This is a genomic window from Neobacillus sp. SAB-20_R2A (genome assembly GCF_049568635.1).
Taxonomy (GTDB): Bacteria; Bacillota; Bacilli; order Bacillales; family Cytobacillaceae; genus Neobacillus; species Neobacillus citreus.
The window spans coordinates 595,001-613,044 of sequence record NZ_CP145895.1 but is presented as its reverse complement, the minus strand read 5'-3'; the positions used below and the strand labels follow the sequence as shown (position 1 = coordinate 613,044).

At 41.6% G+C, this 18,044-nt stretch carries 16 protein-coding genes and 15 tRNA genes (1 of these 31 cut by a window edge); 7 read left to right on the top strand and 24 right to left on the bottom strand.

All coding sequences use genetic code 11. The annotated features are described in order from the left end of the window. Positions 1-2 precede the first annotated feature (2 nt). Complete coding sequence (locus V5M37_RS03015; RefSeq protein ID WP_423800686.1) at positions 3-839, bottom strand: aldo/keto reductase; 837 nt, start codon at positions 837-839, stop codon at positions 3-5. A 234-nt stretch (positions 840-1,073) separates the two neighbouring features. Between V5M37_RS03015 and V5M37_RS03010 the strand changes: the two genes are divergently transcribed. Beyond that, the gene (locus tag V5M37_RS03010) at positions 1,074-2,063 is read left to right on the top strand and encodes a DUF3231 family protein (protein ID WP_423800685.1); all 990 of its coding nucleotides are present in this window, start codon (positions 1,074-1,076) and stop codon (positions 2,061-2,063) included. A gap of 235 nt (positions 2,064-2,298) precedes the next feature. On the opposite strand, the gene V5M37_RS03005 is transcribed toward V5M37_RS03010, so the two are convergent. The 4 genes from V5M37_RS03005 to V5M37_RS02990 all read right to left on the bottom strand — a co-directional run bounded on the left by V5M37_RS03005 (position 2,299) and on the right by V5M37_RS02990 (position 7,986). Next, on the bottom strand, positions 2,299-2,964 hold the full coding sequence (locus V5M37_RS03005; protein WP_423800684.1) for a carbonate dehydratase: 666 nt from the start codon (positions 2,962-2,964) through the stop codon (positions 2,299-2,301). A gap of 306 nt (positions 2,965-3,270) precedes the next feature. Further along, positions 3,271-4,704: a hypothetical protein gene (locus tag V5M37_RS03000; RefSeq protein WP_423800683.1), complete on the bottom strand. Its 1,434-nt coding sequence runs from the start codon at positions 4,702-4,704 to the stop codon at positions 3,271-3,273. Positions 4,705-4,743: 39 nt separating this feature from the next. Then, complete coding sequence (locus tag V5M37_RS02995; protein WP_423800682.1) at positions 4,744-5,622, bottom strand: hypothetical protein; 879 nt, start codon at positions 5,620-5,622, stop codon at positions 4,744-4,746. Between the two features lie 1,638 nt (positions 5,623-7,260). Beyond that, positions 7,261-7,986, bottom strand: coding sequence for a 3-ketoacyl-ACP reductase (locus V5M37_RS02990; RefSeq protein ID WP_423800681.1), 726 nt, complete (start codon positions 7,984-7,986; stop codon positions 7,261-7,263). Between the two features lie 231 nt (positions 7,987-8,217). Between V5M37_RS02990 and V5M37_RS02985 the strand changes: the two genes are divergently transcribed. Further along, a complete protein-coding gene (locus tag V5M37_RS02985) occupies positions 8,218-8,751 on the top strand; it encodes a CueP family metal-binding protein (protein WP_423800680.1) in 534 nt (177 codons plus the stop codon). A 352-nt stretch (positions 8,752-9,103) separates the two neighbouring features. Here V5M37_RS02985 and V5M37_RS02980 read toward each other — a convergent pair whose 3' ends face one another. The 3 genes from V5M37_RS02980 to V5M37_RS02970 form a co-directional block, all read right to left on the bottom strand. Then, positions 9,104-9,811: a M48 family metallopeptidase gene (locus V5M37_RS02980; RefSeq protein ID WP_423800679.1), complete on the bottom strand. Its 708-nt coding sequence runs from the start codon at positions 9,809-9,811 to the stop codon at positions 9,104-9,106. 17 nt (positions 9,812-9,828) lie between these two features. Beyond that, the gene (locus V5M37_RS02975) at positions 9,829-10,317 is read right to left on the bottom strand and encodes a DUF1456 family protein (protein ID WP_423800678.1); all 489 of its coding nucleotides are present in this window, start codon (positions 10,315-10,317) and stop codon (positions 9,829-9,831) included. Between the two features lie 135 nt (positions 10,318-10,452). After that, a complete protein-coding gene (locus V5M37_RS02970; RefSeq protein WP_423800677.1) occupies positions 10,453-11,229 on the bottom strand; it encodes a CPBP family intramembrane glutamic endopeptidase in 777 nt (258 codons plus the stop codon). A gap of 138 nt (positions 11,230-11,367) precedes the next feature. On the opposite strand from V5M37_RS02970, the gene V5M37_RS02965 reads away from it, so the two are divergent. From V5M37_RS02965 to tatC, 3 genes are all read left to right on the top strand, one after another. Beyond that, the gene (locus tag V5M37_RS02965) at positions 11,368-11,913 is read left to right on the top strand and encodes a hypothetical protein (protein ID WP_423800676.1); all 546 of its coding nucleotides are present in this window, start codon (positions 11,368-11,370) and stop codon (positions 11,911-11,913) included. Between the two features lie 276 nt (positions 11,914-12,189). Beyond that, complete coding sequence (locus tag V5M37_RS02960; protein ID WP_423800675.1) at positions 12,190-12,387, top strand: twin-arginine translocase TatA/TatE family subunit; 198 nt, start codon at positions 12,190-12,192, stop codon at positions 12,385-12,387. 63 nt (positions 12,388-12,450) lie between these two features. Further along, positions 12,451-13,173, top strand: coding sequence for a twin-arginine translocase subunit TatC (gene tatC / locus V5M37_RS02955; protein WP_423800674.1), 723 nt, complete (start codon positions 12,451-12,453; stop codon positions 13,171-13,173). A 113-nt stretch (positions 13,174-13,286) separates the two neighbouring features. Here tatC and V5M37_RS02950 read toward each other — a convergent pair whose 3' ends face one another. Next, positions 13,287-14,729 (bottom strand): alkaline phosphatase PhoX, encoded by a 1,443-nt coding sequence (locus V5M37_RS02950; protein WP_423800673.1) that lies wholly within the window; start codon positions 14,727-14,729, stop codon positions 13,287-13,289. Positions 14,730-14,956: 227 nt separating this feature from the next. Between V5M37_RS02950 and V5M37_RS02945 the strand changes: the two genes are divergently transcribed. Both V5M37_RS02945 and V5M37_RS02940 read left to right on the top strand, forming a co-directional pair. Continuing rightward, positions 14,957-15,637, top strand: coding sequence for an SIMPL domain-containing protein (locus V5M37_RS02945; RefSeq protein ID WP_423800672.1), 681 nt, complete (start codon positions 14,957-14,959; stop codon positions 15,635-15,637). A gap of 109 nt (positions 15,638-15,746) precedes the next feature. After that, positions 15,747-16,532, top strand: a complete 786-nt coding sequence (locus tag V5M37_RS02940; RefSeq protein ID WP_423802564.1) for a putative protein N(5)-glutamine methyltransferase — start codon at positions 15,747-15,749, stop codon at positions 16,530-16,532. Positions 16,533-16,702: 170 nt separating this feature from the next. Here V5M37_RS02940 and V5M37_RS02935 read toward each other — a convergent pair. From V5M37_RS02935 to V5M37_RS02865, 15 genes are all read right to left on the bottom strand, one after another. Next, a tRNA-Arg gene (locus V5M37_RS02935) sits at positions 16,703-16,776 on the bottom strand. A 10-nt stretch (positions 16,777-16,786) separates the two neighbouring features. Continuing rightward, positions 16,787-16,877 (bottom strand) — tRNA-Ser (locus V5M37_RS02930). A gap of 10 nt (positions 16,878-16,887) precedes the next feature. Next, a tRNA-Asn gene (locus tag V5M37_RS02925) sits at positions 16,888-16,962 on the bottom strand. Between the two features lie 20 nt (positions 16,963-16,982). Then, positions 16,983-17,059, bottom strand: a tRNA-Ile gene (locus V5M37_RS02920). Between the two features lie 5 nt (positions 17,060-17,064). After that, positions 17,065-17,138, bottom strand: a tRNA-Met gene (locus tag V5M37_RS02915). Between the two features lie 22 nt (positions 17,139-17,160). Then, positions 17,161-17,253 (bottom strand) — tRNA-Ser (locus V5M37_RS02910). A gap of 12 nt (positions 17,254-17,265) precedes the next feature. After that, positions 17,266-17,342: transfer RNA gene (locus tag V5M37_RS02905), tRNA-Met, on the bottom strand. 21 nt (positions 17,343-17,363) lie between these two features. Then, a tRNA-Ala gene (locus V5M37_RS02900) sits at positions 17,364-17,439 on the bottom strand. 7 nt (positions 17,440-17,446) lie between these two features. Beyond that, positions 17,447-17,523 (bottom strand) — tRNA-Pro (locus V5M37_RS02895). A gap of 15 nt (positions 17,524-17,538) precedes the next feature. After that, a tRNA-Arg gene (locus V5M37_RS02890) sits at positions 17,539-17,615 on the bottom strand. 13 nt (positions 17,616-17,628) lie between these two features. Continuing rightward, a tRNA-Leu gene (locus V5M37_RS02885) sits at positions 17,629-17,717 on the bottom strand. Positions 17,718-17,722: 5 nt separating this feature from the next. Next, positions 17,723-17,797: transfer RNA gene (locus tag V5M37_RS02880), tRNA-Gly, on the bottom strand. A 10-nt stretch (positions 17,798-17,807) separates the two neighbouring features. Beyond that, a tRNA-Leu gene (locus tag V5M37_RS02875) sits at positions 17,808-17,892 on the bottom strand. Between the two features lie 10 nt (positions 17,893-17,902). Beyond that, positions 17,903-17,978: transfer RNA gene (locus V5M37_RS02870), tRNA-Lys, on the bottom strand. A gap of 20 nt (positions 17,979-17,998) precedes the next feature. Next, a tRNA-Val gene (locus V5M37_RS02865) sits at positions 17,999-18,044 on the bottom strand; it runs 30 nt beyond the window's last position.

Genomic DNA, 18,044 nt, shown 5'->3' with positions numbered 1-18,044 from the left:
TATTAGAACCCTACTCTCATGGTATCTGGATCCGATCCAGAGCGGCTGTTTTGGTTGAGTCCATCAATTTTTTCCATGTCTTCTGCGGTCAGTTCAAAGTCAAATACATCGGCGTTTTCAATAATGCGATGCTCTTTGATGGATTTTGGAATTGTTATGACGCCATGCTGCAGATCCCAGCGCAGGATTACTTGTGCAACGGATTTATTATATTTAGCCGCAATATCTTCGAGAACTGGTTCATTTAACAGTTCTCCTTTCTTTAATGGCGACCATGCTTCTAGTTGAATTCCTTCTTTTATACAATAAGCGAGAAGCTCTTTTTGAGTTAAATGGGGATGGAATTCAACCTGGTTGACCATTGGTTTAATTTCAGCGTCTCGAATCAAATCTTCTAAATGATGAACATGGAAGTTACTGACGCCAATGGCACGGACACGACCGTCTTTGTATAGCTTTTCGAAAGCCTTCCACGTTTCTTTATATTTATCAACACCTGGCCAGTGAATTAAATATAGATCCAAATAGTCGAGTCCAAGCTTGTTAAGACTTGTTTCAAACGCTTCTAATGTGGATTCATATCCCTGCTCGGTATTCCAAAGCTTTGTCGTAATAAACAAATCCTCACGGGGAACGCCGGATTCACGAATCGCCTGCCCCACACCTTCTTCATTTAAATAGATCGCAGCCGTGTCGATGCTGATGTATCCGTTCCGAATTGCCGCCTTTACAGACTGAATAACCTCGTCTCCTTCGGTCACTTTAAAAACTCCTAAACCTAACCACGGCATTTCCACGCCATTAGATAAAGTAACCGTATCTTTTAAACTTGTTGGCATTATGAATTCTCCTATCAAAAAAGATTTTACTGAGGATATTCCTCTCCATAAATGAAAATACCACAGTCCTAATGACTATGGTAGCCCCCCATTTTTTAACTTTCATATCTATAGAAAAAAAGGACTTTCAGGGTCAGTCCTTTTTTCATTCGATGTATTAGAAAAGTTATTGATTTCCGCTTTTTAGGAAATATTATTCCATTATGTATTAATGTAAAATTGGAGGTTGTCCTAATGGATGATAAAACACATATTCCCTTAACTGCCGCGGAAATGTCTGGTTTATGGACTCAATACATGGGTGATACAATCGTTGTTTGTATGAACAGCTATTTCTTAGAAAAAGTAGAAGATGAAGAAATACGCCCAATTATTGAATGGACACTTGATACAGCAAAAGAGAATATTTCCATCATGCAGGAACTGTTTCAAAAAGAGAATTTTCCGATACCCATTGGATTTACAGAACAAGACGTCAATCCAAAAGCTCCAAGACTTTTTACAGATACTTTTTTCTTAAAGCATTTAAGTCAACTGGCGGTATTTGCCATGACAGCCAGCTGTGCAGCACTAACTGTTGCGACACGTCCAGATGTTGTTGCTTTTCATAAGCGTATCTTAAATAAAGGGGTAGAATTGCAGGATCGAACACGTGATTTAATGCTAAAACAAGGGATTTATGTAAAACCACCTTCTATACCTATTCCTGATCAGGTCGATTTTGTAGAAAAGCAACATTATTTAACAGGTTTTTTTGGGAAAAAGAGATCGATTAATTCACTAGAAATCACACACTTATACTTAAACACACTAATAAATGTGATCGGTAAAGAATTAGTAACGGGCTTTGCCCAGACCGCTCAAAATGAAGATGTAAAGCAGTATTTCTTAAGAGGAAAAGAGCTTGCCCAAAAATACATAGATATATTTAGCAATTTTTTAACCGAGGAGGATCTGCCAGCCCCTATCAGTTCAGGTTCAGCTGTTTTAAATACAACAGCAAGTATTTTTTCAGATAAACTAATGATGTTTCATGTTACAACCATGGTTGCAGCAGGAATCGGCTATTATGGAACTGCATTAGCAGCAAGTCAAAGGAGAGATTTAGGTCTTAAATATATATCATTGATTCCAGAAGTCGCACTGTATGTGGAAGATGGAGCCAATATTATGATTAAACAAGGCTGGATGGAGGAACCTCCACAAGCAGTCGACCGTGATTAAGATGAAACACAGGGATGAAACACAGGGACGGTTCTCATGCTTCAGAAGCAGAAGAACCGTTCCCATGCCTCAGAAAATAATCAAATTGGAAGGAAAACTTATGAAACAACACAAATAACCACTCCCTAAGTTTTATAGGGGAAGTGGTTATTGCCATTGAAAAATCGGGGATATTTGATGATAGCAACAATTATATTTTTCCAAACAGTCTCTTATCAAATGAACTTAAACTACACTAACAAGCCAGCCCGCAAGAACATTTATTTTTCCCAAAAAATAAGGAGTAAGCCGCTGGGAATTCTTGATTGACCCTTTGTACCTCTTTTGCAAACTCCTCTTCCGTTTGAGGCACGGGTGATAATCGGTCTGCTTTCTCTTGGGTATCAATATGAGCGCCCGGGGGAACAAACCGATTGGGTTCCAATACCACCCCATTCGTTACAACAGCTCCTGAAGAAATAAAACTCCCTTCCCCTATCAAAGCATTATAAACTATGGCTTTAAAGCCAATAAAAACATCATCATCAACCCGGCAAGGACCATGAATTAATGATCCATGAGTACATGAAACCTTATTTCCGATATAAATGGAATATTTGTTATTATCCTTTTCAATATATCTATTTTTAAGACCATGTAGAATAACACCATCCTGCAAATTGCTATTGCTGCCGATATAAAATGGCGTTCCTTCATCCGCCCGGATACTTACGAATGGGCCGATATATGTATTACTCTGAATTATTACATCACCCACAATATAAGTAAATGGACTTAAGAAAGCACTGTTGTGGATCCTTGGGAATTTTGGATAAGGATTCACTGAAGTTGGCGGATTATATCCTATATAATAACTATACATATTGAAAGGGCCATTTTGACTACCAGAATGATTCCACAAAATAAAACCTCCCTTCACTTCGCAAAAATTCTTCTTACTACTTATACGTGGAAAATTTTATTTCATGCAGTAATGTATATAGCACTTCTAAGCTTTTCAATGGAAAGGGAGGGTTGGACTACGTAATAGGAGCCAACAATATTTGATCCAATAGCAAATGATGAGCAGTTCCAGAAAACCGACAATTAATTTATCCCCATTCGGAAGTTTTGCACGTAAAAAAGGCCCGACTACCGGATAGAAGCTAGTCGGGCCTTTTTTGTATTACAGGAATTGTTCAGTGGGACAGTTCCCTAAACATACAAATTATTCTTTTGTTGCAGCTTCAACAGTTGTATCTTCAGCAACTGCTTCGTCTGTGGTTTCTTCAACTGTTACAACTGTTTCCGCATCTTCTACAGTTACAGCTTGTACAGCTGAATTAGCAGCAGCGACAGCTTTTGCTTGCGCGCTTGCATTTACGCTAGCCTGTGCGTTTGCTTTGTTAGATAGGGATGGGCTTACTTCTTCTGCATCAACTGTTTCTTCTTCAGTTACTTCTGCAGTTTCATCAGTAACCACTTCTGTTCCAGCTTCAACTGATTCTTCAGTTCCTGCTTCAACAGTAACATCTTCTGCAACAACCGCATCAGCTTCTTCAGTGGCATCAGTTGTTTCTTCAGTTGCTTCATCAGTTACAACCGCTGCATCTTCTTCTTCAACAGCTTCAGTAGCTTCATCAGTTACAACCGCTGCATCTTCTTCAACAGCTTCAGTAGCTTCATCAGTTACAACCGCCGCATCTTCTTCAACAGCTTCAGTAGCTTCATCAGTTACAACCGCTGCATCTTCTTCTACAACAGTTTCAGTCGTTTCATCTGCTACAACCTGAGTATTGTCTTCCACTGTCACTTCAGTTGCATCTTCAGCTTTTTCTTCAGATGCCGCTTCTTCAGAAACTTCCCCAGAAGCATGGACAGCTGCGTTTACATTCGCGTGAGCTTTAGCCGTATCACTTGCATGCTCGTATGCTTGTGAGTTTACTTTATTAGCAGCTGAAGGATTAACCTTAGGTTCTTTATCTGTGTCTGTGTCTGTGTCTTCGTCATCTGAATCTGCATCTTCTTCATTCTTCGAAGTTACGATACCTTCGTGATTATATTCGACCTTCTTTGAATCAGAATTTTGGTCGCCATTTTCGGTATCTTCTGCAGCGTCTTCTGAATCAAGATCTGTTGCTTGTGCATCTTCCTTAACTGCCGCTTCATCTTCAACTTTTACAGGCTCATCTGCTTCCACTTCGGTTTCCGTACCTTGCTCTACTGCAGGCTCTTGTACCGGAGCTTCCTCGATTACTGGCTCTACTGCAACGGGCTCTTGTACCGGAGCTTCCTCGATTACAGGCTCTTCTGCAGCAGGTTCTTGTACTGGCGCTGCTTCCACTTTTCCAACCTTGCCGAGAACAGCTGAGTTCGGATTAGCATTCATTTTTGCCGTTTCACTGGCATGCACACTTGCTTGAGATTTGGCTGCTTGCTGTGCTTTAGGCTGCTCCTTCACAGCTGGTGCTGCTGGAACTGCAGGTTTTGTCACGTTAGCTTGCACTTGACTTTCGGCCTTTACTTGAACGGAGTGGTCTGGTTTTGCCTTATCAGGTCCAGCCGCCTCGGTAAAATGTGCACCCGCAAATACTCCAAATGATACTGCTCCTGCTAATACAAAAGATTTCATAACCTTATTAGTGTTTAAATAATGTTTCATTATTGAATTCGCTCCTTTAATTTTCGTATGCCGTGGCATTTAGCTTCGGTTAACGGTTTTTAAAAAAGGAGCTGCTTGCGGCGGTGGTGAAGGCGGGGCATTCACCCATTGAGTATTCAGTAATGCATGGCGAGAAAGGAATGGTTGGACAAGTCTTATTTCAAAGTACTTATTCCACTCAAACCACTTGTCTGCCAAACTGGCCGTTCCTATTCCCGTGCTAACTCGATCATTTGATGAGCCGCCAGTATTGGTTAAACGTTGTGCCGGGTCCATTGCCTGATCGACTGGAGGCAGCTCTTCTCTACTTGAAGGAGCCTTGTCCTTTTCTACAGGAGCGGGCGACGGTGATTCAATACTCACCGCAGGATTACTTTTTGATATGCTTGGTTCTTCCTCTTGAGACTGAAATCGATCTTGTGTCTCATGATCAGAGGGATTTTCAGTCATATCATATGTAAGTAGTTGTTCCGTTTTAAACCCGCTATCTTTTTCCTGAGCAGCTGCCCTTTTCTCCTGGGCTGGAGTATTTACGGTTTTCACAGTCTTTTTTATATCTGATAATCCATACCCGTTCCCATTGGCCTGCGCCGGCAAAGCTTTTGCCGTTTCATTAGCAGGTTGAGGGGAAACGACCTGTTTAGGAGCGGAATTGGAAGAAAGTGGTTTAACTGCCTCGCTATTTTGTTTCGCTTGCTCAGGTACTTGCACCGTTTTATCTATTGGTTTAGCACTTTCAGCAATTGAAGGAACGTTAGCTTGTGCAGCTGAGTTCTTCGATGTTTCAGAAGTTTGTACCATTTCTTTATTGGACTGTAACGGTCCATTTTGTTCACCCTTCTCAGCGAAAGCATTTCCTGGCAAAAATAGAGCTGCCCCCATCATAAGAGCTGGTATTAGAAAATGGCGGAAGTGCATTATCTCACCCCCTTTCCTCTTAACGACATTTTCATAGACAGTATTCGAGGTATTTAAACACTTTCCGACCATTTTTTCGCCCATTTGCAAGAAACGATTCCTTTCTCCTACAAGAATGATTCGAAAGAAGCAGGGGATGAATCTATGCTTCATTTGTTAATAGTTTCTGGTACCTACACTTTTGAATGCTGGGGAAAATGCTAATAGGACTACGCTTCTGGAAGGAAAAATCCAATTTGATTTTAAAAAGGGAATCGCCATGAGAAGAAGAGGACGTGAGTGGAATCCTAATGCCTACCACAATTACGAGGGAACAATTTGGCATATACGGACCCACTCTCTCTGAAACGACCTTCTACCTACGGTATAAATAATTTATAAGAAAAAAGGAGTGTTGCTTTTGGGATATTTAGGGAATGAACATTCCCTTTAGAGGATATTTTTAAAGGGCGAAGTACATGCTAAAGTGTTCATTCCGGTGCAGTGATCTATTTTCAAAAAGTGAATTTCGACAAAAGAGGTACAAGAGCCATAAGAGACCATTGAAAAATGGCCCTAAGAGGCTGGAGCCTTACTTTTCTTGAACGCACGGGCTAAGGAGTTGGGTTATTTTTACCGGTGCACTTCTTTTCTTTGACTCACGGGCAGAATAGACGGCTTATTTTTACCGGTACGCTTCTTTTCTTCGGCTCACGGGCAATAGACCGCTTATTTTTACCGGTGCGCTTCTTTTCTTCGGCCCACGGGCAATATAGACCGCTTATTTTTACCGGTACGCTTCTTTTCTTCGGCTCACGGGCAATATAGACCGCTTATTTTTACCGGTACGCTTCTTTTCTTCGACCCACGGGCAAAATAGACCGCTTATTTTTACCGGTACGCTTCTTTTCTTCGGCTCACGGGCAAAATAGATGGCTTATTTTTACCGGTACGTTTCTTTTCTTCGGCTCACGGGCAAAATAGACCGCTTATTTTTACCGGTACGCTTCTTTTCTTCGGCTCACGGGCAAAATAGATGGCTTAATAAAGAGATTTTTGCCTTCACCCCAAGCAGTTTTGTCCTTAAGAAGGCAAGCCCCATGCCTCATCCTACCTACGGCATAAATAATTTTAATAAGAAAAAAGGTATGTAACTTTTGAAATATTTAGGAACGACTATTCCCTATAGAGGATATTTTTAAAAAGCGAAGTACAAAAAAACAAGAATTTTGTCGAATAATATAAGCGGTAAGCAAAAAGTCCGATTACAATAAGCAATTTTAATTTTTTCGAGGTGCAAATATGTCATTAAATCTTAAAAGGAAAGTGGTAGACAAGAAAAAAAAGAAGGAAATACTTGTTCGTAGATTAGATTTGCTGTTGCAACAAAACAAAAAAAAGAAGACTCATGGAAAAGAATCTTAGATTCCAGTTATTTAGCTCCCCCATAAAGACTTGCCTCAAATTTCACAAAGGCGCGACTAGCACCTATCCTCTAGCCAAAAATGGCTCCTCCTAACATAGCAGCATCATTCAGATAAGCCACTAAACGCTTAGATCGAAGAGTTAAAAGGTCTGTTATAAGTCAAAAAGCAGCGGGGGTCAGCCCTCCGCCGCTTTTTTTCATAATGACTCCATTAATGAGCTAGCACCAAAAGATTAGAATGGATTCGTCGCCAGCATACCTGCTGTTTTTACATAAATGCGTGGATGCAATTTTAATTGGGCAACGATAAATTCAGCAATGTCTTCTGGCTGCATATATTTTTCATCATTGTTTTCTGCGATTAGGTTTGTTTTTACCGCTAGTTCAGTAGCCACTGTGCTCGGAGTTAAGGCGGTAACGCGGATATTGTTTCTTCTGACTTCCTGTGCCAATGATTCAGTTAAACCAATAACCCCAAATTTAGATGCACTGTACGCACTGGAGGTGGCAGCTCCGTTTAATCCATTTGTAGATGAAATATTGATAATGTCGCCGCGGTTTTTTTCAATCAATTGAGGAAGGACTGCACGCGTTACATAATAGGTCCCCATCAGGTTGACATCAATAATTTGCTTCCATTCCTGCGGGTCCATCTCTAAAAGTGTGGCAAATTTTCCAATGCCGGCATTGTTAATTAGAATGTCAGCTGTTCCCAGCTCTGCAGTCAATTTTTCCACAGCTTGTCCTACGTCATCTTGAGAGGCAATATCCACTGCCGCGTAAGCTGCTTTCACCCCTAAACCTTCTACTTCACTTACGACCTTCTGTAATTCAGCCTCTGTTCTGGCAAGTAAACCGATGTTTACACCTTCATTCGCTAGGGCCAAGGCTGCGGCCTTGCCAATTCCTCTTCCAGCACCAGTGATGAAAGCTACTTTTCCTTTTAATGATTGTGCCAATTTCAACAACTCCTTCCACATCTCATTATATTATTTTGGGAAAATGATTCTAACTATATGCTCTCCAAACTGATAAATCGTCGATTTAGGAAGGAAACTGTACATCCGACAAGTCGAGGTGCTTTTGATCATAAAACCGAATAAATTGTGAAAAGGTCTGGAAAAAGCGGAGAACTAAAATTTTATATAGTATACTAGGGTATAGTAAATAGACGGAGGTGAATCCATACCATGAAGTTGAAACTCATCACAGCGCTATTATTGGCTTCCAGTTTGCTCGCTGCTTGTTCTGGAAATAGCCAGGATCAAGGGGCCGCTGAAAAAGCAAAGCCGAGTTACGTTAAGGAAATGGTTGGCGATTACAGCGCACGGAAATTAAAAGCCGAAAATGCATCCATTACCTCTCAACAACTTATTGTTACGGACAAGTCTGGAAAAGAGACCAGTTATGATTTGCCGAAGGACGAATTTTTCGTGTCAATCGCACCTTATACCAATCAAACTCATCCTTGAACGAATCATAGCTTGACAGGTTGTCAAGGTGAACTAGCAAATGAAAAGTTTGATGTATATATGGAAGACAGTGATGGGAACGTGGTCGTAGACAAAACCGTTACATCACTATCAAACGGATTTATCGATTTTTGGCTCCCACGCGATAAAACCTATCAGATTAAGATTTCACACGATGGAAAAAAGGCAGAATCAAAGATCTCCACATTTGAAAAGGACGCCACTTGTATTACGGACATCCAGTTATTTTAGAAAAAAGGGCCAGTCCCTCGCTAAGCTGAATCTTTAAAGCGACGGGGGACTGACCCCTATTTTTCAAAACTTCAAATGCTCTTACCTTCGCCAATCTTCACCAAATTTCCCTTCTAGCAATCTACACAAACGTTTAGTTAAAAACTCTGGGATGCCTGTTATGAAAGTACAAACCCTTTACAATCTCCTAAAATAATTGTCAGTTACACAATCGTTTGATTAAATCTATTCAAAACCAACGTGCAGCGGGAAATTAGCTGCTTTTAGCGGCAAAAAAATTGCCGACTTTTGGCTCCTAACAAAATAAGTAGAAATTAAAAATGAGGCACGAGAACCGTCCCCATGCCTCACATTAAACCGTCATTTTCCAACTTGATAATGTCAGCCAGTCTTCTTTTTCTTTGTAGTCAGGCATTAGTTTCCCTACCAGGCGCCAGAAGGAGCGGTCGTGATTTAGATGGACCATATGGCACATTTCGTGAACGACTACATAGTCAATGACCTCCTGTGGTGCCATTGCCAGTCTCCAGTTAAAGGTTAACTGCAGTTTTGAATCACAGGTTCCCCATGTGGTTTTGCTATCCGTGATCCGAATGCCACGTGGTTTTGTCTTGAAGTGGCTTTGATAAGAGGAGATGCTTTTCTCCACTAATCCCTTACATTGCTGGTAGTAGAATCGTTTTAGAGCTTGTTGTATTTTTTCAAGGTCATGCTGTTTTACATATATATAAAGCCTATCTTCTTTAAACTGCACATGTTCTTGCATAATAGTTACATCTTCGATAATCTCGATGGGATAGGTGTTTCCTAAATAAAGAAAACTCTCACCATGCTCATAGACCTTTTCCTGTGGCCCGTCCAGTCTGCCCTTCATTTCCATTAATTTTTGCTGAATGATGTCCCATTTATCCTCTAATAACTGAAGCACTTTTTCATCAGATGTCCCTTTCGGAGCCTGGACTTCCACATTTCCATAACTATCGATCTTTATTCCTATAGACGTACGATTTTTATACTTGATTTCAAAACGTATTGTCTCCCCTAAGTAGGTATGTATCATCTCATCACCTGCATGGCTTATCCTCTGTATTTAACCGCCAGCCCTTTTAAGAAGTTCCTGGCGAATTTATCGCCGCATTCTTTATAATTCTTTTGCCCTTCTTTTCTTAATAAAGCGCCGAGTTCCCCTTTTGAAACCGTGATTCCTGCTTGTTCGAATATATCCAGCATATCCTCAGTTGTTAAAGCTAGAGCTATTTTCACTTTCTTTAACAGGAGATTATTAACGTTTGCACTTTTCTTTATGGACGGTTCAGATGGTTCAGGCTGTCCTGGTTTAGACTCTTGCTTTCCTCTTTTATAGACAATAAATCCATTTAAAAACGAATCGAACATACTGTTGTTACATTTGAGCTGATCGTCGCTTTCATCATCTTCCTTCGTGAGAATCCTTATTACGTCTGGCACTGTTACATCCACACCGCCAAGCTGAAAGATCTCAGCCATTTCTTTATTTTTTAGTTCCAGCGCATATCTAAGCCGTATTAAAATATCGTTATTATCCACAATTGGCCTCCAAATAAAAAATTAGTGCGTTTCGCATATCCAAGCACCATTTGATTTATCTAATATTACAGGATTGCCAATCGGATTTCAAAAATGAAACATGGGGACGGTTCTCATGCCTCAATTTATTTATTTCTACAAAAATGATGCATGAGAACCGTCCCCATGCCTCAACTTGTTTCTTACCAAATATAAAAACAGGAACATGAGCAGCGGAATGATGTAGCTGATAGATTCTAGTAGCAATGATGGTGGGCCGTCTTTTGTTATGATCATTCCCCCGCCGGTACTTCCAAGTGTTCCGTTAAAGATTCCGTAGCAGACGTTCAGTCCCCAGTGGATTCCGGTGTCTGCCCAGATGCTGCCGGTTTTATATATAGCATAGGTGAGAGACAGTCCGAGCAGAAGGGAAAAAAGCGTGTTGGAGAGGCTGAACCCTTCATTCCACGAATCATCAAGCGCGTAGAGCACAAGAGAGAGTATAAACACCCATTTCATCGGTATTTTTCCTTTTAAATGACCAAATACATATCCCCGAACGATGATATCGTTTAAAAATGAACCTACGAAAAACGTCAGCATGATCATGAGCAGGGAAAGAATCATTTGAGAAAACGGCATTGCTCCCGTAATCTCATATCCATTTAAGGAATATTCGATACCGTACTTGATTAGCCAAAAGGAAAAGCCAATCGCAAACCCCATCATCATATTCTTCCACCATTTTGGATGAAAGCTGATTCCGATTCGTTTAAAATCCTTTTTTGTTAAAAACAGAATTCCTTTCAATAATGGAAAAAACAGGAGGACCAATACAACCTGAACCCAAAATGAACTGGCTCCTGCAATTCCGACGTTCAAATACACATCTAAAATGATAAAACCAACTATTGCTTTGACAAAATAGCTCATGTTTCACTTCCTTATTTTATGTTTTTCTTCAGTACGCACCAGCTAAATTAAATTTAATCCCAACTATAGGAAACTATTTCATTTTTTACCACATTTATATTATGATAGAAACATTCTAGGAAATAAAGGAGTTTAGTCATGCGTCCTTCTAACCAGCAGCAGCCAATTTGGGCATGGGTTGTCCTCATTGGCGGTGGATTATTTTTATTTACGTCTCTACCTGGTCTACCCTTTATCATTTTCATGACCTTTTGGAAAGCAAATGAGCTGAGTTTCTTCTCGCTGATTTTTATAGTCATTTCATTAGCCATTATCAGCGTCATTATTTGGGGAATGAAGCGAGCGTACAATGCACTGAGGGATTATAATCGGGCCAAAAAGGCCTATGAGCTTGAATCTTTGCAAGAACCAAAACTATTAAACAGTCATTCTTCTAAAACGAAAAAACCGATTTGGCCCTGGGTTGTGATTGGTCTTGGTGCTCTGCTTATAGTAGGTACAGGTCCAGGCATCATCATGCTGCCGATTGCACCACTCTTTTTAGCAGGCATGTCTACCGATTCAGGTACCACTCCGGACTATGTGCCATTCTTGATTATCGTTATCGGATATGGATTAATGGCAGGCTATGTTATTCTTCTCATCAAAGCTATTAAAACTCTCAAAGCAAAAAATAAAGTTTAATAAGCATGTCCTTCATTCGCGTGATGAAGGGCATGTTTTTTTTACAGAAACTAGCAAAGCAACAAGAAATTTAGGAAGATTCTATATTCCATTTTTCATATAGTTCAAACTACTTCTGAGGCAAAAGAACCGTCCCCATGCATCATTTACAGACTATTAAAATAGTTAATAGTTTTTTTACAATTCCTTACATCCGCTTTATTAACATGCTGGCGTTATTTACCTATAATCAAAGTAAATGGAAGACACTAGCAGCTATATAAGAGGAGGATATTTATGTTTCAAAATATCGGGGTTCCTGGTTTGATTCTTATTCTTGTTATCGCCCTAATTATTTTCGGCCCTTCAAAATTACCGGAATTGGGCCGAGCAGTTGGCTCCACCTTAAGGGAATTTAAAAAATCAACAAAAGAGTTAATTTCCGATGATGAGCCGGAAAAGTCACAGCCTAAAAAAGAGGAAAAAGCAATTTAATTCAATCATTTTTAAGGGAGATGTAAGTAGGCTTGCATCTTCTTTTTAATAAGGAGGCTCTACATGAAAAAACAAGACATGGAACTTATTGGTCATATTGAAGAATTACGAAAACGGATTATTTTTGTACTTGGAACCTTTATCTTGTTTTTCATATTTTCCTTTATATATGTACAGGACATCTATAACTGGCTAGTGAAGGACTTAGATGTGAAGCTGGCGATTTTAGGACCGAGTGATATTTTATGGGTCTATATGATCCTTGCAGCTGTCGTTGCCATTGCCGGTACCATCCCCATGGCCGCCTATCAAATTTGGCTGTTTGTCCGTCCGGCATTGAAAGAAACAGAACGAAAAATAACGCTGGCTTATATTCCAGCACTATTTTTTCTTTTCATCCTAGGAATCAGCTTTGGTTATTTTGTCATTTTTCCAATGGTATTCAAGTTCCTCATCTCCATGTCTGAGGATATGTTTACGACCTTTTTTACTACAGAAAAATACTTTATGTTTTTAATTCATATGACACTGCCATTTGGTTTTTTATTCGAACTTCCAGTCATTATCATGTTCCTGACCAGTGTTGGAGTGTTGAACCCATATAGATTGCAAAAGATTCGAAGATATGCTTATTTTGTACTGATTTTAATAGCAATCTTCATTACTCCGCCGGATTTTCTATCGGATATATTGGTCGTCATCCCTCTTATTTTCCTATATGAATGCAGTGTGCTACTATCGAAAGTCGTATATCGGCGGAAACAGCAAGTTAATCTAGCCGCTTAAATGAAGAAAGAAGTCTTTAGTCCATTTGCTAAGACTTCTTTTTTTAAGTCAAAAAGAAAAGATGTAAACCGCAAAACAGGCTGGTTTACATCTTTTTTGCATGGATTCCACAATTAGATTAATTCTACTCCGTGACGCTCAAATGCTGCTGCTTCTAAAACGGACATACCTTGTGCCTCGGCAGCCTTAGCCACTTTTTCCGAAACTTGTGGTGCAAGATTCGCAGGAGCAGCATAGGACATTTCCCTTGCACGTGCAGTGTTTCTGCGTTGGAACGGTCCCCAGATGGCAAAGGTTTGGCCTGGTTCTTGAATATTGACAAAAAGCGTGTTTCCATCAGGCGAGAAGGTTGGTCCTGCCAATTCAGATCCACTTTGACGGTTGGCAGCAAAAGGATAGACTTTGCCTTCTGGGGTAATTCCCATCAGTCGATCTTGGCCTGAACCATCTTCTGCAAACCAAAGGTCACCCCATGGAGTCATGCAGATATTATCTGGATATTCCATTTCTCGTGCATCATTTCCCTCATAGAATAGCTCCAATGTATTCGTATGAGGAATATAACGGTATACTCGTCCAAGTTTTTTCTCACCGGCAGAGGTGTCGTCGAACCAGAAGACTCCCTCTTGGAAGAATGCTCCTTCTAGTCTACTAAACTCAATGCAGCCTTGTGCCTTTGCATCTTCGCGGCACAGATGAGGATCTAACTCCTTCCACACAAGCTCAAATTTTTGTCCTGTTTTAAAGGTGCTTGCTGCTGGACGTTGTACCGCTTCAATGGCCGCCGCATAAAGCTTTCCGCCTTTTTGCAGGGCACCCGGCTCCTGGCTAGTGTCATTTGGAATGAAACGGTAAAAGTAACTTGGGCTTGCATCTTCAGTTAAATATACATATCCTGTTGCAGGATCAATCGCGCAGGCTTCATGGGAAAAGCGGCCCATTTCTTTGATTGGAGTTCTGGACATTTCGTTCTCTGGCTGTGTAGGATCCACTTCGAACACATATCCGTGTGTCGAGGTACGTGTTTCTTCACAAGTCAACCAAGTCCCCCAAGGCGTCGCACCGCCAGCACAATTTCGGATTGTACCTGAAGAGGTTACATATTCTTTGATGACTTCTCGATTTGGACCGACAACTAGAGCAGTTGTACCTCCCGCAGCCGCAGCATCAAAAGGTTTACTTCCTACCACAGGATTTTCTGCCCCTGGGCTCAATTCATGGTTACGAACCAGAATGGTCGTATTGTTAGGACCTTCAAAAGCTGCCATACCATCGAAGGCGCCGGGGATTTTTCCACCGTTTGTCAATTGACCGCCCTCTTCGGAGATAATTTTGTAATGGAAACCTTGTGGAAGATCGAGAATTCCATTTGGATCTGGAACCAAAGGACCATACCCGCCAAAACCGCTGGTTGGATTATTGGTTGTATCCGCTAGTCCTTTTGAACCAAGTGTTAGCACTCCAGTTGATCCAATCGTAAGTGCAAGCGTGCTCATACCTCCTGCTTTTAAAAAGTCGCGTCGATTCATACCATTTTTAGATGCTTGATTTTCCATAAAGTTTCTATTCCTCCTCTTAAATCTATTATCAAACTATTACTAGCTTAACTGGCAAACATTAAATACACATGTACATATTGTAAGAATTGGGTAAATTAGGGTTAATTGATTGTAAAACACAGTAAAACCCTGGGACAGTTCTTTTGTTTCAGGAACCGGGGATTTTTTTCGACCTCTTCCGAATACAATGAAGGAAGGGAGTTTTAAGGGAAAGGAGTGCTCAAATGTATTATCAGAACCCATGGATGCGGGCACAGCCTGAATGGAGAGCCTTTTCTAGAAATGGTCAAAATATCTTGGAAGTAACTGGTGAAGGTTCTGTGTATGTGGCACCAGACAGGTCCATCGTTACATTAGGTGTGAATTCGGAGAATATGAATCTTACAGATGCCCAACAAGAAAATAATGAAAGAACGACTAAAGTGATCCAGTCACTTATAAGCTTGGGGATTTCAAAGGAGAATATTAAAACGGCAGATTACCGAATCGAAATGGTATATGATTACGAAAACGGTAAACAAACATTACGAGGATATAGAGTGGTCCATTTACTTCAAGTCCTAAATGATAAGATTGAACAAACAGGGTTTATTGTCGATACTGCTGTTAAAAACGGGGCAAATACTGTCACAAATATTGAATTTAAAGTTAAAAATCCGCAAATCTACTACAGTCAAGCATTGGCGCTTGCCCTCAATGATGCTCAATTTAAGGCCGTAGAACTTACAAAGGAAATGGGAGTAACGCTAAATAAGGTGCCATTTTCAATACAGGAATTGAGCCAAACTTCACCAATCATTCCTTTGCAAACTGCTATGTTTGCCAAAAGTGAAGCTGCAACGCCGATACAGCCTGGTAAACTTAAAATTTCCGCGTCCATTCAGGCAAAGTTTTCATATTTTTAACAGTTGAAGCACTCACAAACGCAATAGTGAGTGGTTTTGAAAAATCTACTAAACTATTTAAAATAGCCGTTATGAAGGTTGGGTGGTTTTTATAGGAAAAAAACTTCTTATTAATGACCAAATAAAAAAAAGTATCATCAAACGACTCCGGACTGCTGGTTGTGTTTTCGCTGAAGAAGAGGCTGAGCTTCTTCTTGCTGAGGCGCAGGCATTGGATGCCCTCTCTGATATGGTCAATAACAGAATAAACGGTTCTCCACTTGAGTATGTCCTCGGTTGGGCGGAGTTCTGTGGGCACAGGATCGCAGTAGAACCTGGAGTCTTTGTCCCTCGCCGTCGTACTGAGTTTCTCGTCCACCAGGCAGTAGCTTTTTCTATACCTGGAGTCACAGTTGTTGACCTTTGCTGCGGTACTGGCGCAATTGGTGTCGCGATTGCCAAAGATCTGGGTTGGATTGAGTTGCATTCGACCGACATTGATCCTACTGCAGTTCGATGCGCACTCCGAAATGTTACCAGCCTTGGTGGTCAAGTATATGAGGGTGACCTTTATAAGCCTCTCCCCTCTAAACTTCGTGGGAAAGTGGACATCCTAGTAGCAAATGTACCCTACGTTCCTACCGGCCAAATCAAGCTGCTTCCTCCAGAAGCCCGTTTACATGAACCGAATATGGCGCTTGACGGGGGACTTGACGGACTTGACATTCAGCGAAGAGTTGCAAAAGAAGCACCCCTTTGGCTGAAAACCGGAGGGCACTTATTGATTGAGACGAGCAAAATGCAGGCACCTCAAACCGTTGAAATTTTCTCTCAAAATGGACTAATACCACAGATGGTACACTATGCTGAACTAGACTCTACTATAGTAATTGGCACCAATCCACTTCAAGAATAAATACGGGAAGCAGATCTTCATAATAAACTTGAGATTTGCATAAAAAAAACCTCCAAACATCTTGTTTGGAAGTTTTTAGCTTAACGACTTTTTCGGAGAAATTCATTCAGGTTATTTCCCCTAACTTCGTTAGACCAATGATACTACTGAGTTGCTTAAAGTTTGAAATACGCGCCTTAGAGGATTCGAACCTCTGACCGTACGCTTAGAAGGCGTATGCTCTATCCTGCTGAGCTAAAGGCGCATGATATTTATGGCGGAGAAGGAGGGATTTGAACCCTCGCGCCGGTTGCCCGACCTACACCCTTAGCAGGGGCGCCTCTTCAGCCTCTTGAGTACTTCCCCATAAAAAAAATGGCTCCGCAGGTAGGATTCGAACCTACGACCGTTCGGTTAACAGCCGAATGCTCTACCACTGAGCTACTGCGGAACAATTAGAATTATGTATGATGGTGGGCCTAAATGGACTTGAACCATCGACCTCACGCTTATCAGGCGTGCGCTCTAACCAGCTGAGCTATAGGCCCATATATTGCGGGGGCAGGATTTGAACCTGCGACCTTCGGGTTATGAGCCCGACGAGCTACCGGACTGCTCCACCCCGCGATAATAATATTGAGAAAACTTATGGCGGAGGAAGAGGGATTCGAACCCCCGCGCGGTTTAACCCGCCTGTCGGTTTTCAAGACCGATCCCTTCAGCCGGACTTGGGTATTCCTCCGAGATAATAAATTGGTAGCGGCGGAGGGGATCGAACCCCCGACCTTACGGGTATGAACCGTACGCTCTAGCCAGCTGAGCTACACCGCCAAATTACATATTTAAATCTAATGGTGGAGCCTAGCGGGATCGAACCGCTGACCTCCTGCGTGCAAAGCAGGCGCTCTCCCAGCTGAGCTAAGGCCCCATTAAAATGGTCGGGAAAACAGGATTCGAACCTGCGACCCCTTGGTCCCAAACCAAGTGCTCTACCAAGCTGAGCTATTTCCCGTACTATTAAATTTGATGGCGCGCCCGACAGGAGTCGAACCCATAACCTTCTGATCCGTAGTCAGACGCTCTATCCAATTGAGCTACGGGCGCATTATTTATTAAGTGGTGCCGAGGACCGGAATCGAACCGGTACGGTAGTCACCTACCGCAGGATTTTAAGTCCTGTGCGTCTGCCAGTTCCGCCACCCCGGCATTATTGGAGCGGAAGACGGGATTCGAACCCGCGACCCCCACCTTGGCAAGGTGGTGTTCTACCACTGAACTACTTCCGCAATATTTAAATGGTGCGGGTGAAGGGAGTCGAACCCCCACGCCTTGCGGCGCCAGATCCTAAGTCTGGTGCGTCTGCCAATTCCGCCACACCCGCTAACTTTAAATGGTGAGCCATGAAGGACTCGAACCTTCGACCCTCTGATTAAAAGTCAGATGCTCTACCGACTGAGCTAATGGCTCAAAAATACAAAAAAAATAAATGGTGGAGGATGACGGGATCGAACCGCCGACCCTCTGCTTGTAAGG

Bases quoted from the DNA above. Each gene is read 5' to 3' on its own strand.
- tatC (WP_423800674.1), top strand. From the start codon at position 12,451: ATGAAAAAACAAGACATGGAACTTATTGGTCATATTGAAGAATTACGA.
- V5M37_RS02980 (WP_423800679.1), bottom strand. From the start codon at position 9,811: ATGATACATACCTACTTAGGGGAGACAATACGTTTTGAAATCAAGTAT.
- V5M37_RS02950 (WP_423800673.1), bottom strand. From the start codon at position 14,729: ATGGAAAATCAAGCATCTAAAAATGGTATGAATCGACGCGACTTTTTA.
- V5M37_RS02945 (WP_423800672.1), top strand. From the start codon at position 14,957: ATGTATTATCAGAACCCATGGATGCGGGCACAGCCTGAATGGAGAGCC.
- V5M37_RS02970 (WP_423800677.1), bottom strand. From the start codon at position 11,229: ATGAGCTATTTTGTCAAAGCAATAGTTGGTTTTATCATTTTAGATGTG.
- V5M37_RS03015 (WP_423800686.1), bottom strand. From the start codon at position 839: ATGCCAACAAGTTTAAAAGATACGGTTACTTTATCTAATGGCGTGGAA.
- V5M37_RS03000 (WP_423800683.1), bottom strand. From the start codon at position 4,704: ATGAAACATTATTTAAACACTAATAAGGTTATGAAATCTTTTGTATTA.
- V5M37_RS02960 (WP_423800675.1), top strand. From the start codon at position 12,190: ATGTTTCAAAATATCGGGGTTCCTGGTTTGATTCTTATTCTTGTTATC.
- V5M37_RS02995 (WP_423800682.1), bottom strand. From the start codon at position 5,622: ATGCACTTCCGCCATTTTCTAATACCAGCTCTTATGATGGGGGCAGCT.
- V5M37_RS02965 (WP_423800676.1), top strand. From the start codon at position 11,368: ATGCGTCCTTCTAACCAGCAGCAGCCAATTTGGGCATGGGTTGTCCTC.
- V5M37_RS03010 (WP_423800685.1), top strand. From the start codon at position 1,074: ATGGATGATAAAACACATATTCCCTTAACTGCCGCGGAAATGTCTGGT.